A 16,018-nucleotide genomic window follows, 5' to 3' on the forward strand; every position below is an offset into this window, starting at 1 on the left:
GCCGAATGCTCCCCGTGTACACCCTTGCGCTCGCGTGCGCGCCGCGTGGCCCGGGCATCGAATGACCGAATGCCGAAGGGGGAGGTGCGCGTGCACGGACCGGCTTCGTCCGGCTGGCTGCTGGTGGCGCTCTGCGCGGCGACCGGCACCTACTGCCTGGCGCGGATGCGCAGCGGCACCGAGGGGCAGCGCCTCGCCGCCGGCGGCGAGGCGCTGATGGGTTTCGGGATGGCCGCGATGGCCGTGCCGCCGGCGGTGTTCACCCCGCCTTCGTGGGCCTGGCCCGTTTACGCGGCGGTGTTCGCGGCGGCGGGCGTTCACGCGCTGTGGGCGGCGCGGTCCGGCGCGCATCACCTCCACCACCTGGTGGGCGCCGGGGCGATGGTCTACATGTCCGTCGTCATGGCCGGCTCGCCCGCGCACGCGCACGGTGCGGGCGGATCGGGAGTCCCGCTCCTGACCGGGGCGCTGCTGCTCTACTTCGCCGGTTACGTACTGCTGACCGGCGTCCGCCTGGTGCCGGTCGCCGCCGTGGCCGGGGGCGGCGGTCCCGGCGGGTGGGGTGACCGGCCGGAACTGGCGCGGGCCTGCCGGCTGTCCATGGGGATCGCGATGGTGGCGATGCTGCTGACGCTCTGAGCGGGAGCGGTCCGGTACGCCCAACGGATGCGTTGCCTGCGTCACTTCGACGCCACATGTCGTACCCCGGAGCGTGGCCGCGCTCATAGGCTGCCCTCATGATGCTCACCGCCGCGCTGTTGCTGCTCGGCGCCCTGACCGCCGTCGTCGCCCCCCGGTTGCTCGCCCGGGCGGACTGGCCCGACCGTGAGCCGGTGGTGGCGCTGTGGGTGTGGCAGTGCGTCGTGGCGACCGTCCTCGTGTGCTGCGCGCTGTCGATGACGCTCAGCGCGGCCGCGGCCTGGCGCGCGGTCGGCGGGCACCTCTTCGCGACGGCCCCGCGCGCGGTCGTCGAGGCCTACGTCCTCGGCACGGCGGGCCCCTGGGCGGCGACCACCGCCCTCGCGCTGGCCGGCGGCGGGCTGTGGAGCGCGGCGATGCTGCTCCGCGAGATCGGCCGGGCCCGTGCCCGGCACCGCCGCCGGCGCGCCGATCTGCTGGTGCGGGCTCCGCTGCTGCCGGGCGAGGTCGCCGTCTCGGGCCGGCTCGTCGTCCTGGAGAGCGAGCAGCCGGACGCCTGGTGGCAGCCCGGCACTCCCCCGCAACTGGTCGTCACCACGGCCGCGTTGCGGCGGCTGAAGGGCCGCCGGCTGGACGCCGTGCTCGCCCACGAGCAAGGCCACGCCCGGGCCCGGCACGACTGGCTGCTGAACTGCTCCTCGGCCCTGGCCGGCGGGTTTCCGCAGGTTCCGGTGTTCGCCGCGTTCCGGGACGAGATGCACCGCCTGGTCGAACTCGCCGCCGACGACACGGCGTCGCGTCGCTTCGGCCGTCTGACCACCGCCCTGGCCCTGGTCGAACTGAACGAGCACCGTGGGGTGTTCGGGCCCTGCCCGACGCCGCAGGCCCATGTCCCGGCCCGCGTGCACCGGTTGCTCACGCCGCCGGACCGGCTGACCGCGGCCCGGCGCCTGCGGCTGACGGCGGCGGCAGCGCTGGTGCCGGTGGTGCCGGTGCTGGTGGCGTTCGTACCGGGGTTGCGGGCGCTGGGATGACCGCCAGGGCCGCCGCGAGCGGTCTCGGACGGGTCGTGTGCCCAAGCCGGGTTCGGCGGCCCTCGATGGCCGAAGCGGGCCGCCCGAGAGCCGAAGATCATCGCCGTACTGGATCCGGACCCCCCGGTTCGGCGAGGATCGCTGTATGCACACCTCGTCCGTCGACTCCCCGCCCCGTCCGGAGCACCGCACTGCTGCCCGCCTCACCGGCGTCCTGGCCGTGTGCTCGGTACTGCTGCTGACCTTCGTCGCGGCCAGATGGAGCCCGTTGATCGGCCTGGACGGGGACATCTCCGGCACCACCCACCGCTGGGCGGTCGACGAGCCGGTCCTCACGCAGACGTGCCGCATCCTCACGGACTGGGTGTGGGATCCATGGACGATGCGGCTGCTGTGCGCGGCTGTCGTCGTGTGGCTGGTGGCGCGGCGGGCGGCGCGCTGGACGGCGTTGTGGCTGGCGCTGGCCGTCGCCCTGGGCACCGTGCTGCAGCAGGGCATCAAGGCCGCGGTGGACCGCCCCCGTCCCGTGTGGCCCGACCCGGTCGACTCGGCCCACTACTCGGCGTTCCCTTCAGGTCACGCCATGACCGCCACGGTGGTGTGCGGCCTGCTGTTGTGGCTCCTGCACCGGCACGGCGTCGGCCGGGCGGTGTGGCGTACGGCCGTGGCCGTGGCGGTCGTCTCCGTGGTCGGGGTCGGGCTGACGCGGATCTGGCTCGGGGTCCACTGGCCGTCGGACGTGGTGGGCGGCTGGCTGCTGGGGACGACCGTGGTGGCCCTGGCGGTGTGGGTGCACGGTCGCCGGCACCCTCGACTCGGCAGCGACCACCGTTCTCCCAGCGAGGCCGGCACGCCCTCGTAGGATCGCCGCATGACGGCCGTGCTCTTCGACTTCTCCGGCACCCTCTTCCGTGTCGAGTCCACCGACTCCTGGCTTCGTGGCGCCCTGGCCGGGGCCGATGTCCGGCTCACGGAGGCCGAGTTGGCCTCCGCGGCGCTGGCGCTGGAGGCGGTCGGCGCGCTGCCCGGCGGCGGTGACCCCGCGCGGGTGCCGGAGGAACTGGCCGACGCCTGGCCCGTCCGGGACCGGAGTGCCGAACTGCACCGGGCCGCCTACACCGGTCTCGCCCGGCAGGTCCCGCTGCCCGACCCCGCACTGCACGACGCGCTGTACGAACGCCACATGACCCCGGACGCCTGGGCCCCGTACCCGGACGCCGTCGAGGTGCTGAGCGCGTTGCGGGAGCGGGGCATTCCCGTCGGGGTGGTCAGCAACATCGGCTGGGACCTGCGGCCGGTCTTCCGCGCGCACGGGCTGGATCGCTACGTCGACACGTATGTCCTGTCGTTCGAGCACGGCATCCAGAAGCCCGACCCGCGGCTGTTCGCCGCCGCCTGCGAGGCACTCGGCGCCGAACCGGGCAGGACCCTCATGGTCGGCGACGACCGCCGGGCGGACGGCGGCGCCACCGCTCTGGGATGCAAGGTGCACTTCGTGGACCACCTGCCGGCGGCCGACCGGCCGGACGGGCTGCGGCCGGTCCTGGATCTGGTGAGCTGAGCCGGGCACGCCGCCTCGGCGAGGCGGACCGGAGGGCAAGTAGCCCGAGGCCACCATCGGATCCGCATGCTCGCCCGCCTCGGACGATCCCCCGTGTCGCCCGAGGCAGACGGCATCGCCAGCCCAGACCTGACAGGCCGTGGCCGGACGCTCCGAGTATAGTTGGCTGGCAGCCAGTCAACACAGGAGTTACCGCATGTCTCCGCGTAGCGCCTCGGTCAATGAAGAGTTGCGGCGGCGCTCCCGGGAGCGGCTCCTGCAGGCCGCGGTCGAGCTGGTGAGTGAGCGCGGTTACGACGCGACCACGCTCGGCGACATCGCGGACCGGGCGGGTTCGGCCCGCGGTCTGGTGTCGTACTACTTCCCCGGCAAGCGCCAGCTGGTGCAGTCCGCCGTGCACCGGCTGATGCACCGCACGCTGGAGGAGGCGCTGGAGCGCGAGCCGTGCACCGAGGACGGCCGGGAGCGGATGGCCCGGGCCATCGACGCGATCCTGGGCCTGGCCAGGGACCGGCCGGTGCTGATGCGCCAGCACATGGCGGGGATCCTGCAGGCCGAGGGCTTCATGCAGTGCCCGGAGCAGCGGCGGCTGGCCGAGCTGCTGCGGGACACCATGGCCCGGCACGGCTCGCCCGACGTCGACAGCGACTACCCGATGATGCGCGCCCTGCTGATGGGCGCCGTGTACGCGGCCCTGGTGCCGGGGGTGCCGATGCCGGTGCCGGTGCTGCGCGCCGAGCTGTTCAAGCGCTACCGGCTCGACTGGGAGCTGGGCCTCCCGCCGGAGACCGGAGCCTGCGGCGGGAGGGGCGACAAGGATCTGTCGCGGTTCTTCGCGACCGGGGCCGCACCGGAGTGCGACCCGCGGGGTCAGTCGAAGTAGTCCGGCTGGGTCTGGACGTTGAGCTCACGCTGGTGGACCCAGCGTGCCGGGTTCGTACGCCGGTCGTCGATCTTCAGGACGTCGAAGCCCCGGGCGTACTCGTTCGAGTAGATGTAGCCGTTGTAGTAGTACGCCGACCACGAGCCGCCCGACTTGATCGTGTCGGTGGTCAGCGGGCCGCGGTCGAAGTAGGCGATCTCCTTGGGATCGGCCGAGTCCGTGAAGTCCCAGACGGAGACGCCGCCCTGGTACCAGGCCTGGACCATGATGTCCTTGCCCTTGACCGGGATCAGCGAGCCGTTGTGGGCGACGCAGTTCTCGGTGTCCGCCTGGTGGCGGGGGATCTTGAAGTAGCTGCGGAAGACGAGCTTGCGCTTGTCGCCCTTGCCGACGATGTCGTAGATGCCGTCGGCGCCGCGGTCCGGGCCGATCTCCGCGTTGCAGGTGGCCGCGCCGCCGCCGCCCAGCTCGTCGGTGTAGACGACCTTGTTCGCCTTCTGGTTGAAGGTCGCCGAATGCCAGAACGCGAAGTTCACGTTGTCCTGCACGCGGTCGATGACCTTCGGGCGTTCCGGGTCCTTGATGGAGAACAGGATCCCGTCGCCCATGCAGGCGCCCGCGGCCAGGTCCTTCGACGGCAGCACGGTGATGTCGTGGCAGCCGGTGGTCTTGGACACGCCCGGGTTGGTGGGCCCGCCCGGGTTGCCGCCGCCGTCCGGCCCCTCACCGGGGAACAGCACGGGGAAGCCCACGACCGCGGCCTTCTCGGGGGCCTTGCGCGGCACCTTGATCACGGAGATGCCGTCGTGCGGCGGCTGGCAGTCGGGGTAGGCGGCGTTCGGCGAGTACGAGGAGACGTAGACGTAGACGTTGCGGCGCTCGGGCACCAGCGTGTGGGTGTGCGAGCCGCAGGCGGTCTCGACGGCGGCGACGTACCTCGGGTTGCGCTTGTCGCTGATGTCGAAGACCTTCATGCCCTCCCACGAGGACTTCTCGGTCGCCGGCTGGGTGGTGCTGGAGCAACTGCTGTCGCTGCGCGAGGAGTCGGTGGACAGGAACAGCAGGTCACCGGAGACGGAGATGTCGTTCTGCGAGCCGGGGCACAGTACCTGGGCGACGGTCTTCGGCACCTTGGGATTGCTGATGTCGAAGATGCGGAAGCCGTCGTAGTTGCCCGCGAACGCGTACCTGCCCTGGAAGGCGAGGTCCGAGTTCGTGCCCTGCAGCACGTCCTTGGGGACGTGGGCCAGGTGCTGGATGTTGTCGGAGTGGACGATCTCGTCCTGGGCGGGTATCTCGCCGTTCTGGATGGCCTCACGGACCTCGGCCTGGGCGCTCTTGGAAACCTTCTTCGGCGCGGGCGGCGCGTCCCCCGGGTCGGGGGTGGCCCCTGCCGGTGCCGCTGTGAGGAGCGCGGCCAGCAGCCCACCGGCGGCAGCCACGACTCCCAAGCGTCTGCGGCGTGTTCTGCGGTCGTTCAACAGGATCACTGTTTTCCTCCCTGGTTCCGTTCACTGCGGAACGGTTCACGCACCACGCAGTATCGTCTTCGCCATGCACATACCAACAGGGGGCAACAGAATCGCAATGAAGTTTCCCGATCAATGACCCGCGGAAGCGTGCCAGTACGCCGTCCGCAACACGAGGTGCGTCCCAACCCACCTGCCACAGGAGGTCGTTGTGCTCTTCCGCCGTGCGTCTCGGGCGTCCGCCGTCACGGGGCTGGCCGCCCTGGCCGTGCTCGCGGTCGGAGGCTGTGACTCCGGCCCGGACCGCAAGCAGGCCGCGGCGGACGGGCCCGCCGTGATCGCGCCGGGCGAGCCCGGCGAGGCGAACCGCACCCTGTCCGCCGAGGAGGCCGCCGACCGGCGTTCGGAGAACGACTCCCCCAACTCGGCCGACGTCTCCTACGTGCGCATGATGATCGAGCACCACGCGCAGGCCCTGGTGATGACCGAACTCACCCCGCAGCGGGCCGAGTCGAAGGACGTGAAGCGGATCGCCGAGCGCATCGCGGCCGGCCAGAAGCCCGAGATCGAGGCCATGAAGGGCTGGCTGAAGTCGTACGGCAAGCCGCTCAAGGCCGAGCGGCACGAGCACGCCACGATGCCCGGCATGGCGACACCGGCCCAGCTGAAGAAGCTCCGGGCGGCCGACGGGAAGGCCTTCGACCGGCTCTTCCTCGCCCTGATGACGACCCATCACCAGGGCGCGATCACCATGGCCACGGACGTGAAGGGGCAGGGCAACAACATCCGCGTCGAGGAGATGGCCGACGAGGTGATCGCGCAGCAGACGAGCGAGATCACACGCATGCGGAACATGCTCTGAGCGCGCCCGAGGGCGGGGTTCCCGTCGCGGTCAGCGCCGGGCGCGGCGCGGTGGCAGCAGGCCCGCGTCCCGGGCCTGGCCGATCAGCCTGAGGGAGGTACGGCGGCTGTGCCCGGTCGCACCCATCACGGCGAGCACCGGGTCGGCGCCGTCCCGCTGGGCCGCGCGGTACTCCTGCGCCACCAGCCGCCGTCCCTCCGCCCCGTGCGGCCAGGCCGGCCGGGCCCGGCGCCGCTGCGCCCCGCAGCCGTCCGGCCCGGGCCCGGCACCGCACGCCTCCGCCACCGACTCCTCGATCCAGCCGGCGAGCACGGCCAGGTCGTCGAGGGACAGGGCGGGCTGAGCGCGCACCTCCTCGACGCAGACGCATCCGCCGCCCACGACGGCCAGCGCGTCGACCCGGGCGCCGTCCTCGAAAACCAGCCGGAACTCGAACCACCGGGTGGTGCCCTCGTTCTCCCGCACTTCCCATGCGGGGCGCACGGACACCGCACCGTCCGCCGGAGAGCGATCAGAAAGATTCAGAAAGGATGCTTCCAGCACATACCGAACGTAACCGCATGATCACATTCCCTATAGATCGGACACGCGCCGCGGGTGGAGCACAGCACCCTGTCAGCGGAGCCCGGCCGGTGCGATGCTGGAGGCGTCAGCGCTCTCCCGAGATCCGCCGGATTCACCGGGTAAGGAGTTCCGCCGTGCTGCGAGTCGCCGTCGTAGGCTCCGGGCCGAGCGGGTGCTACACCGCCCAGAGCCTCGTCCAGCTGGACTCCGAGGTCCGCGTCGACGTCCTGGACCGGCTGCCGTGCCCGTACGGCCTAGTCCGCTACGGCGTGGCACCCGATCACGAGAAGATCAAGTCGCTGCAGAACACCCTGCGCGCGGTCCTGGAGCACGACCGGGTCCGGTTCCTCGGCGGCGTGCAGATCGGCCCCGGAGGTGTGCCCGTCGCGCGGCTGAGGGAGCTCTACCACGCGGTGGTGTACTGCGTGGGCGCCGCCACCGACCGGCGTCTGGGCATCCCCGGGGAGGATCTGCCGGGGAGCTGGTCGGCGACGCAGTTCGTGTCCTGGTACAGCGCCCACCCGGACGCCGTGGACGCCGGATTCCTCCGGGACGCCCGGTCGGCCGTGGTCATCGGCGTGGGGAACGTCGCCGTGGACGTCACGCGGATGCTGGCCCGGGGACTGGCCGAGCTCACCCCTACCGACATGCCGCAGGCGGCCCTGACGACCCTGACTCAGAGCCGGGTGACCGAGATCCACATGGTGGGCCGGCGCGGCCCGTCCCAGGCCCGGTTCACCACCAAGGAGCTGCGTGAACTGGGCACCCTGCCGGAGACCGACGTGGTCGTGGACCCGGCGGAGCTGGCCCTGGACCCGGATTGCACGGACCCTTCCGCGCTGCCCGCCCCGCAGCGCCGCAACGTGGAGGTCCTGCGCGGCTGGGCCGAGACGCCCCCGACAGGCGCCCCGCGCCGCATCCACATCCGTTTCTTCCTCCGCCCTGCCGAACTGCTCGCCGAGCAGGGCCGCGTGGGCGCGGCGCGCTTCGAGCGGACGGCCCCGGACGGCCACGGCGGCGTGACGGGCACGGGCCGCCTGGAGGTGATCGAGGGACAGCTGATCCTGCGCTCGGTGGGCTACCGCGGGGTCCCCCTGGAGGGCCTTCCGTTCGACCCGGCCACCGGCACCGTCCCGAACCTGTCCGGCCGCGTCCTGCGCGAGGGCGTCGTGACTCCGGGCGAGTACGTGGCGGGCTGGATCAAGCGCGGCCCCACGGGCGTCATCGGCACGAACCGCCCCTGCGCGAAGGAGACGGCGACATCCCTCCTGGAGGACGCCCCCGCCCTCGCCGCGAAGCCGGTCCCCGACGACCCCCTGCCGGCCCTGCGCGCAGCGGGTACCGATCCGGTGGAATGGGCGGGTTGGCAGTCGATCGAACGGGCGGAGGCGGAACTGGGCGCGTCACTGGGCAGGGGCGTGGTGAAGCTCCCCGACTGGCAGTCCCTCCGGGAAGCCGCACGCTGACGGGCAACAGCGGGCATCGGCCCATTCGTCGGCCTTGATTTCGCCAGGGGTCCGACTCGCCGTCCGGGCGGGCGGGTCACCGCTGGTGGGAGGCGGCGGTTCTGGGCAGGGCGAGCATCGCGAGGGCGGCCAGGACGTAGGTGGCGACCTGCCAGGGCATCACCTGGGCGAGGGCGTGGCCGAACAGCTGCTCCGGTGCGCCGGACGCCGTCCCGGCAGCCGGGGCGAGGGCGTTGAAGAAGACGGTGCCGAGGACGGCGACACCTGCGGCGCCGCCGATCTGGTTCACCGTCGACAGGACCCCGCCGGCGGCGCCGGCGTGGCGGCCCGGCACACCGGCGAGGACGACGTTGACCAGGATCGGCGCACCCAGCCCCAGGCCGAGGCCACCGAGGAACATGACGCCGGCCAGGGGCCAGTAGCCCGGGGCCGTGGCTCCGTCGCGGACCAGCCACCACAGCAGTCCCTGGGAAACGGCCAGGGTCAGGGAACCCGTGACGACGAGGGCGCGGCCGGCCCGCGCGGCGAGGGCGACACCGGCGCCCGAGGTGATCATCGACCCGATCGCGTACGGCAGGATCACCAGGCCGGTGTCCCACGCGGAACGGCCGGTGCCGGCCAGGTAGATCGACAGGACCAGGAAGAACGAGGCCAGGCCGCCGAAGAACAGCACAGACGCCACCAGGCCCGCGGAGAACGGCCGGACCGACAGCAGGGCCGGGTCCAGCACGGGCTGACCGCCCCTGCGGGTCAAGGCACGCTCATAGGCCAGGAACACCGCCAGGAGCAGCAATCCGATCACGAGCAGAGCCCACCCGAACGCCGGCCACCCCCAGTCCCGGCCCTGCACCAGCGGCAGCAGCACCAGGAGCACCGCGATGGCGACCAGCACGGCCCCCGCCACGTCCAGACGGGCGCGCACCGGCGCGAGGGACTCGGGAAGCACCCGGGCCCCCAGCGCGAGGGCCATGACCGCGACGGGGAGGTTGATCCAGAAGATCGTGCGCCAGCCCAGGCCCCACAGGTCGGCGTCGACGAGCGCTCCGCCCAGCAGCGGCCCGGCGACCGACGCCAGACCCTGGACGGCCCCGTACGCCCCGAAGGCCTTGGCCGTCGCGGCCGGCTCGAACGACGACCGGATGATGCCGAACACCTGCGGGACCATGAACCCACCGGCCAGTCCCTGCACCGCCCGGACCGCGATCAATACCCCGGCCGTGGGGGCCAGAGCGCACGCGGCAGACGCGACCGCGAAGCAGGCCAGGGAGACGAGGAAGACCTTGCGGCGGCCGTGGTCGTCTCCGACTCGCCCGCCCGTGATCAGGCCGGACCCGAGCGCGAGGGTGTAGGCCGCGAGCATCCACTGCAACTGCGACCGGGACGCGTGCAGGTCGGCGGCGATGTCCGGGGCGGCGACCGTGACGATCGTGACGTCGAGCAGGTCCATGAACGAGGCGGACAGCATGACGAGCAGCGCGAGGGATGCCCGGCGGCCGGCCACCGTTACTTCCCGCGCGGGGGTGCTGGAGGAGTGAGCCATGCCCGCACCGTGGCACCGGTAGCGGACACCGAATGACCGCTACCGGTGCCAGACTGCCTTCTGTGGCTGACACGTCCGCGCGGATCCTGCGCCTGCTGTCCCTGCTCGAAGCGCGCGTCGAATGGTCCGGACCCGAACTCGCCGATCGACTCGACGTCTCGTCACGGACCCTGCGCCGGGACATCGACACCCTCCGCGAACTCGGTTACCCCGTCGACGCGGTCAAGGGCCCCGGCGGGGGTTACCGGCTCGGGACGGGCGGGAAGTTGCCGCCGCTGGTCCTCGACGACGACCAGGCCGTCGCCATCGCCCTCGCGCTGCAGACCGCGCCCGCGGTCGTCACCGGCATCGACGACGCCGTCACCCGCGCGCTGACCACCCTGCGCCAGGTCATGCCCGCCCGCCTGCGGGCCGCCAGCGAGGCCTTCGAGGTCACGAGCCTGCGCAACTACTGGGAGTTCTCCGCTCCGCCCCTCGACGCGGCAACCCTGCAAGCCCTCGGGTCGGCCATCCGCACCCGCCGCGTCCTGCGATTCGACTACACCACGCCCGACGGCCGCGTCCCCGCGCCCGGCGACTCCGCATTCCAGCCTCCCTTCGAGGTCGAGCCGCACGACCTCGTCGTCTGGGCCGGGCGCTGGTACCTCATCGCCCGCGACCACGCCCACCGCACCTGGCACACCTACCGGGTCGACCGCATCCGCCCGCGAACCCCCGCCGGAGCCGCCTTCACACCCCAGCCGCTGACACGCGACGACCTCACTCGCCTCGTCGTCCGGAATCCCGACCGGGGAGACACCCCCGGCCAGTGGCAGTGCGTCGGCAGCGCCACCCTCGCCCTGCCCGCCGATGTCGTCGCTCGCTGGGCCCCCGGAGGATCCGTCGTGGAGGCCGTCGACTCCGGTCGGTGCCGGCTGACCATCGGCGGCTGGTCCTGGGCCGGCGTCGCGGGCCTGCTCATCACCTTCGACACCACACTGGACGACATCTGCCCGCCAGAACTGGCCGACGCCTTCCGGACCATCCGGCATCGGCTGGCGGGCGCCGGATAGCGGCTGCCCGGTCGACGTCCCCGGTCAGTGCAGCCGGAGGCGCGCGTCAGTCACGCCACCGGACGGCCTGCCGGGCAGCCGCGTCGAGCAGCGCGCCCATGAGTCCCGGGAACAACTCGTCGAGCTCGTCCCGCCGCAGTCCGTTCATCTTGGCCGTGCCCCGGTACACCTGCCGGATCACCCCGCTCTCCCGCAGCACCCGGAAGTGGTGGGTGGTGGTCGACTTGGTGACGGGCAGCTCGAAGTCCGAGCAGGACAATTCACCGCGCGCACCGGCGAGTTCCCGCACGATCCGCAACCGCATCGGATCCGAGAGCGCGTGCAGCACCCCCTCCAGCCGGATCTCGTCACGCGCGGGATGCGGCAGGTCACGACTGCTGACGGCGGGGGACGACACGGCGACTCCACTTCCTCGGGAGTCTCCATGGTACGAGAACCTTCGTAGTTTGACATCTGCCGTACTACGATGCCTATCGTACGAGTCGACATCGGCCCCGTGACGAATGGAGTCCGCCGTGACCGCGCTCTTCGAGCCCTTCACCCTGCGCGAGCTGACGATCCCGAACCGCGTGTGGATGCCCCCGATGTGCCAGTACTCGGCGGCGCCGGAGGGACCGGAGACCGGGGTCCCCACCGACTGGCACTTCGCGCACTACGCCGCCCGCGCCACCGGCGGCACGGGCCTGATCATCGTGGAGGCGACCGCGGTGTCCCCGCAGGGCCGCATCTCCCCCTACGACCTCGGCATCTGGAACGACACGCAGGTCGAGGCGTTCCGCCGCATCACCCGCTTCCTCACCGCGCAGGGCACGGTGCCGGCGATCCAGCTCGCCCACGCCGGCCGCAAGGCGTCCACGGACCGCCCCTGGAAGGGCGGCGCCCCGGTCGGCCCGGACGAGCACGGCTGGGACGCGGTCGCCCCGAGCCCGCTCGCCTTCGACGACCGGCACCCGGCCCCGGCCGAACTGACCACCGGCCAGATCGAGGACGTGGTCGGGCAGTTCGCCGCCGCGGCCCGCCGCGCGCGCTCCGCCGGTTTCGAGATCGCCGAGATCCACGGCGCCCACGGCTATCTGATCAACGAGTTCCTCTCCCCGCACTCCAACCACCGCACCGACGCCTACGGCGGCTCGTACGAGAACCGCACCCGCTTCGCCCTCGAAGTCGTCGACGCCGTGCGGGAGGTCTGGCCGGACGACAAGCCGCTGTTCTTCCGCATCTCGGCGACCGAATGGCTCGACGACGGCGGCTGGACCGCGGACGACACGGTCCGTTTCGCCGCCGACCTGCGCGCCCACGGCGTCGACCTGCTGGACGTCTCCAGCGGCGGCAACGCCTCGGGCGTCCCCATCCCCACGACCCCCGGCTACCAGGTGCCCTTCGCCGCCCGGGTGAGGAACGAGACGTCCCTGCCGGTCGCCGCCGTCGGACTCATCACCGACGTCGAGCAGGCCGAGAAGATCCTGGCCAACGGTGAGGCGGACGCGGTCCTGCTGGGCCGGGAACTGCTGCGCAACCCCTCGTGGGCCCGGCACGCGGCACGGGAACTCGGCGGTGAGGTGCGGGTGCCGGACCAGTACCACCGGTCGGTCTGATCCGGCATCCGGCGAGGTACGTCAACCGGCCGCGCACGCCGTTCCGTTGAGCGTGAACGCGGCCGGAGCGGCGCTGTTGCCGCCGTGCCCGGCCTGGTAGCCGATGCTCACGCTCGCCCCCGGCGCGATCCTGCCGTTGTACGAGACGTTGGTGGCGGTGACCGCCCCGGACGACGGCGTGTACGTGGCGCCCCAGCCGCCCGTGACCGTCTGGCCCGCGGGCAGGGTGAAGCCGAGTCTCCAGCCGTCGACGGTCGTCGTGCCGGTGTTGGTGAGGGTCACGGAGGCGGTCAGCCCGGTGTTCCAGGCGTTCACCGTGACCGTCACCCGGCACGCGCCGGGCTGGGGAGCCGGGCCCGAGGCGTCCAGGCCGAAGAAGGTGAGCACGCGGGACGCCATGCCCTGGGCATACAGGTTGTGGCCGACGCCCTGGAGGCTGACGGCCTCCACGGGGGCCCGGTCACCCGTGCCGCCGTAGCGGGTGCGGATCCAGCCGGACTGGGGGGTGTCGGTGGTGGCGGGCGTCTGGCTCACGCCCTGCACGTTCGTCCACTGCTTGATCTGCTCCCCGAAGTTGGGGTAGCGCAGGACGTCGTCCTGGGTGCCGTGCCAGATCTGCATCCGGGGCCGGGGGCCGGTGTAGCCGGGGTAAGCGCCCCGGGCCAGGTCACCCCACTCCTTCGGTGTTCGGGTGATCGTGCCGCCCGAGCAGGCGCTGTTCCACTCGGAGCCGTCGGTGGTGGCGAAACAGCCGAACGGGACGCCCGAGAAGGCGGCGCCCGCCGCGAACACGTCCGGGTAGTCGCCGAGCAGGACGTTCGTCATCATCGCGCCGGAGGAGATGCCGGTGGCGAACACCCGGCCGGTATCGGCGTCGTAGGTGCGGGTGACCCAGTCGATCATCGACTTGATGCCGACGGGGTCGCTGCCGCCGCCGCGGCGCAGGGCCTGGGGCGAGGAGACGTCGAAGCACTTGCTGCTGCGGGTGACGGACGGGTAGAGCACGATGAATCCGTACCGGTCGGCGAGCGTGTCGTACTCGGTGCCGTTGTACATGTCCGGGCCCGAGCCGGTGCACCAGTGCACGGCCACCACGACGGCCGGCTTCGGCGTGACGTTCTCCGGTACGTACAGGTACATCCGCAGGTTGCTGGGGTTGGTTCCGAAGTCCGTGACCTCGGTGAGGGCCGCGGCGGGCACGGGCCCGGTGCGGACCGGGCCGCGGGCGGGCTCGCCGGCGACGGCCGCGGGCGCGCCGAGCGCGGCGGCCGTGAGCAGCGAGAGCAGCGCGGCGACGAGCGCGAGGAGTGCCGACGGCGGGCGTCTCCTCGTCGCTGTACGGGCGGTGGCGGGCACGTCCGGGTTGCTTCGGTTCATCGACTCGCCCTCTCATGAAGGGAAGCGTCCGTTCGGCATGGTGACATGGACATGGCCCGCATGGAAGCGCTCCCACACGGTCGGCGGCCTGACCGGGAGCGGCCGAAAGTGTTCTGCGCGAGGCGTTGACTAGAAAGCGCTTGCCCTCTACGTTCCGTTCAGCAGTGTGACCCGTTAGCGCAAACGGGGCACGCATAGCGCGCAGCGCGAGTAGCACCATGAACGAGGTTCATGTACGTGATCCATCAGGCTCCATGAAGTTCTCCCCCACGCGATGCCCGGGCGCCGGAGGCCCCGAACCCCCGCCCACCCCCACGACAGAAGGAATCGGGACATGACTTCTGCGACACGTCCGCGCGCCCGCCGGCGCGCACTGACCGGCGCACTGGCCACACTCGGCCTGTCGGTTGGCATGATCATGACGACCAACGCCCCCACGGCGAGCGCCGCGACCTGGCCGACCCCCAACGGCAGCCAGGGCACCTCCGCCACCATCTCCGTGTCCGGCAGCAAGGACTACGGGATGAAGCGGTACTACGGCACCGGGGAGCTGGCCGGGGACGGCCAGGAGGAGGGGCAGGACCCGATCTTCAGGCTCGCGGACGGCGCGGTGCTGAAGAACGTCATCCTCGGCGCCCCCGCGGCCGACGGCATCCACTGCGAGGGCAGCTGCACGCTGCAGAACGTCTGGTGGGAGGACGTCGGCGAGGACGCCGCCACCTTCCGCGGCGGCAACGGCGCCACCTACCAGGTGATCGGCGGCGGCGCGAAGAAGGCGGCCGACAAGGTCTTCCAGCACAACGGCGGCGGCACGCTGACCATCTCCAACTTCGCGGTGCAGGAGTTCAAGACGCTCTACCGCTCCTGCGGCGACTGCTCCACGCAGTACACGCGCAAGGTCAACCTCAACACCGTCGACGTGACCGGCACCGGCTCCACCGCGCGGCTCGTCGGCATCAACGTCAACCGCAACGACGTGGCGACCCTGCGGAACATCACGATCCGCAACGACTCGGGCCGCAAGGTCGTGCCCTGCCAGAAGTACAACAACAACTCCGCGGTCGGCTCGGGCCCCGACAGCAAGAACTGCCTCTACTCCACTTCGGACATCACCTACAGGTGAGTCCCCAGCGGTTCCCCCCACGGTGAAGGCGGCCGTGCGGAGCGTCCCGGCGGGCGCTGCGCACGGCCGTTCGTGTCAGGTGCCGCGCACGCGCGCGCGTGCCTCTCCGATCAGGGAGCGCTGGTAGCCCGTGTAGGCGGCGCGCAGTTCGGCGCCGGGCCAGTCGGCGGGCAGGAGCCCGGGCGGCAGGACCGGGTCGGCGAGCAGGTGCCGGACGACTGCGGCGAAGGCGGTCAGGCGGCCGGCCGGGCGGGCCTCGCCGGCGATGTGGGCGAGCAGTCCCCGGGCCGTGGCGGACCAGTCTTCCAGCGGCCACAGCGTTTCGGCCAGTTCGCCCGAGGGCCGGCCGGGGCGGGCCGTGTAGCGCTGGACCACCTGGTCCAGGTCGCCCGGGAGGGCACGGGTCAGGTTGGCGGGACGCAGCCAGACGCCCTCTCGGAGTTCGGCGAGACGGAGGGCGGTCAGCCTCGCTCGCAGGTCGGCGCGTTCTGCGGGGCCGCGGCCGGTCGCGGTGATCACGGCCATCTCCCAGTCGCCGTCCCACGCGCGCGTGCGCGGGTGCACGGCGTCGTCCTGGCGGCGCTGGCGGTCCAGCAGCCGGTCGCTGAGGCGGTAGCCGCCGTCCGTGCGCCGCAGGTCTCCGGCGGCCACCATCCGGCTGAGCGCCGCCCGCAGGGTCGAGCCGCCGACGTCGAAGCTTTCCACGAGCCGCACCAGTTCCCTGACCGGCAGTTCGGGGGGATGCGCCCCGAGCAGCAGGCTCAGCACGACCGACCGCGCGGACAGCGGACGCAGATCGAGCGCGCTGGACCGCGCCGGGACGTTCATCGGCATGGTCACGTACTGTACGCGG

The 16,018-nt window shown here is 72.2% G+C and carries 16 protein-coding genes; 10 read left to right on the forward strand and 6 right to left on the reverse strand.

All coding sequences use genetic code 11. The annotated features are described in order from the left end of the window. Positions 1 to 90 precede the first annotated feature (90 nt). The 5 genes from HNR57_RS23020 to HNR57_RS23040 all read left to right on the forward strand — a co-directional run bounded on the left by HNR57_RS23020 (position 91) and on the right by HNR57_RS23040 (position 4,117). Positions 91 to 639, forward strand: coding sequence for a DUF5134 domain-containing protein (locus HNR57_RS23020; RefSeq protein ID WP_184562359.1), 549 nt, complete (start codon positions 91 to 93; stop codon positions 637 to 639). 98 nt (positions 640 to 737) lie between these two features. Continuing rightward, the gene (locus HNR57_RS23025; RefSeq protein WP_184562361.1) at positions 738 to 1,673 is read left to right on the forward strand and encodes a M56 family metallopeptidase; all 936 of its coding nucleotides are present in this window, start codon (positions 738 to 740) and stop codon (positions 1,671 to 1,673) included. Positions 1,674 to 1,818: 145 nt separating this feature from the next. Continuing rightward, positions 1,819 to 2,535, forward strand: a complete 717-nt coding sequence (locus tag HNR57_RS23030; protein ID WP_184562363.1) for a phosphatase PAP2 family protein — start codon at positions 1,819 to 1,821, stop codon at positions 2,533 to 2,535. Between the two features lie 9 nt (positions 2,536 to 2,544). Beyond that, entirely contained in the window at positions 2,545 to 3,234 is a 690-nt protein-coding gene (locus HNR57_RS23035) for an HAD family hydrolase (RefSeq protein ID WP_184562365.1), read from the forward strand. 196 nt (positions 3,235 to 3,430) lie between these two features. Then, on the forward strand, positions 3,431 to 4,117 hold the full coding sequence (locus HNR57_RS23040; RefSeq protein WP_184562367.1) for a TetR/AcrR family transcriptional regulator: 687 nt from the start codon (positions 3,431 to 3,433) through the stop codon (positions 4,115 to 4,117). Here the strand turns inward: HNR57_RS23040 and HNR57_RS23045 are convergent. After that, a complete protein-coding gene (locus HNR57_RS23045) occupies positions 4,105 to 5,607 on the reverse strand; it encodes an LVIVD repeat-containing protein (protein WP_184562369.1) in 1,503 nt (500 codons plus the stop codon). The genes HNR57_RS23040 and HNR57_RS23045 overlap by 13 nt on opposite strands. Positions 5,608 to 5,797: 190 nt before the next feature. On the opposite strand from HNR57_RS23045, the gene HNR57_RS23050 reads away from it, so the two are divergent. Further along, complete coding sequence (locus HNR57_RS23050) at positions 5,798 to 6,448, forward strand: DUF305 domain-containing protein (RefSeq protein WP_184562371.1); 651 nt, start codon at positions 5,798 to 5,800, stop codon at positions 6,446 to 6,448. A gap of 30 nt (positions 6,449 to 6,478) precedes the next feature. On the opposite strand, the gene HNR57_RS23055 is transcribed toward HNR57_RS23050, so the two are convergent. After that, positions 6,479 to 6,937 carry a DUF6214 family protein gene (locus HNR57_RS23055; protein ID WP_184562373.1) on the reverse strand — a complete coding sequence of 153 codons (459 nt, stop codon included), beginning with the start codon at positions 6,935 to 6,937 and terminating at the stop codon, positions 6,479 to 6,481. Between the two features lie 209 nt (positions 6,938 to 7,146). Between HNR57_RS23055 and HNR57_RS23060 the strand changes: the two genes are divergently transcribed. Further along, entirely contained in the window at positions 7,147 to 8,478 is a 1,332-nt protein-coding gene (locus HNR57_RS23060) for an FAD-dependent oxidoreductase (RefSeq protein WP_184562376.1), read from the forward strand. 76 nt (positions 8,479 to 8,554) lie between these two features. Here the strand turns inward: HNR57_RS23060 and HNR57_RS23065 are convergent, their stop codons facing one another. After that, positions 8,555 to 10,018, reverse strand: a complete 1,464-nt coding sequence (locus tag HNR57_RS23065; protein WP_184562378.1) for an MFS transporter — start codon at positions 10,016 to 10,018, stop codon at positions 8,555 to 8,557. Between the two features lie 62 nt (positions 10,019 to 10,080). Here HNR57_RS23065 and HNR57_RS23070 point away from each other — a divergent pair, with 62 nt between their 5' ends. Continuing rightward, positions 10,081 to 11,070, forward strand: a complete 990-nt coding sequence (locus HNR57_RS23070; RefSeq protein WP_184562380.1) for a helix-turn-helix transcriptional regulator — start codon at positions 10,081 to 10,083, stop codon at positions 11,068 to 11,070. A 46-nt stretch (positions 11,071 to 11,116) separates the two neighbouring features. Here HNR57_RS23070 and HNR57_RS23075 read toward each other — a convergent pair whose 3' ends face one another. After that, positions 11,117 to 11,467 carry an ArsR/SmtB family transcription factor gene (locus tag HNR57_RS23075; protein WP_184562382.1) on the reverse strand — a complete coding sequence of 117 codons (351 nt, stop codon included), beginning with the start codon at positions 11,465 to 11,467 and terminating at the stop codon, positions 11,117 to 11,119. A 118-nt stretch (positions 11,468 to 11,585) separates the two neighbouring features. On the opposite strand from HNR57_RS23075, the gene HNR57_RS23080 reads away from it, so the two are divergent. Then, positions 11,586 to 12,665, forward strand: a complete 1,080-nt coding sequence (locus HNR57_RS23080) for an NADH:flavin oxidoreductase/NADH oxidase (protein ID WP_184562384.1) — start codon at positions 11,586 to 11,588, stop codon at positions 12,663 to 12,665. Between the two features lie 21 nt (positions 12,666 to 12,686). On the opposite strand, the gene HNR57_RS23085 is transcribed toward HNR57_RS23080, so the two are convergent. After that, positions 12,687 to 14,042, reverse strand: a complete 1,356-nt coding sequence (locus tag HNR57_RS23085) for an extracellular catalytic domain type 1 short-chain-length polyhydroxyalkanoate depolymerase (protein ID WP_184562386.1) — start codon at positions 14,040 to 14,042, stop codon at positions 12,687 to 12,689. Positions 14,043 to 14,376: 334 nt separating this feature from the next. On the opposite strand from HNR57_RS23085, the gene HNR57_RS23090 reads away from it, so the two are divergent. Further along, complete coding sequence (locus HNR57_RS23090; protein ID WP_184562388.1) at positions 14,377 to 15,165, forward strand: pectate lyase; 789 nt, start codon at positions 14,377 to 14,379, stop codon at positions 15,163 to 15,165. Positions 15,166 to 15,240: 75 nt separating this feature from the next. Here HNR57_RS23090 and HNR57_RS23095 read toward each other — a convergent pair whose 3' ends face one another. Continuing rightward, positions 15,241 to 15,999: a PaaX family transcriptional regulator C-terminal domain-containing protein gene (locus HNR57_RS23095; RefSeq protein ID WP_184562390.1), complete on the reverse strand. Its 759-nt coding sequence runs from the start codon at positions 15,997 to 15,999 to the stop codon at positions 15,241 to 15,243. Between the last annotated feature and the right edge of the window lie 19 nt (positions 16,000 to 16,018).

Source organism: Streptomyces paradoxus (genome assembly GCF_014202475.1).
Lineage (GTDB): Bacteria > Actinomycetota > Actinomycetes > Streptomycetales > Streptomycetaceae > Streptomyces > Streptomyces paradoxus.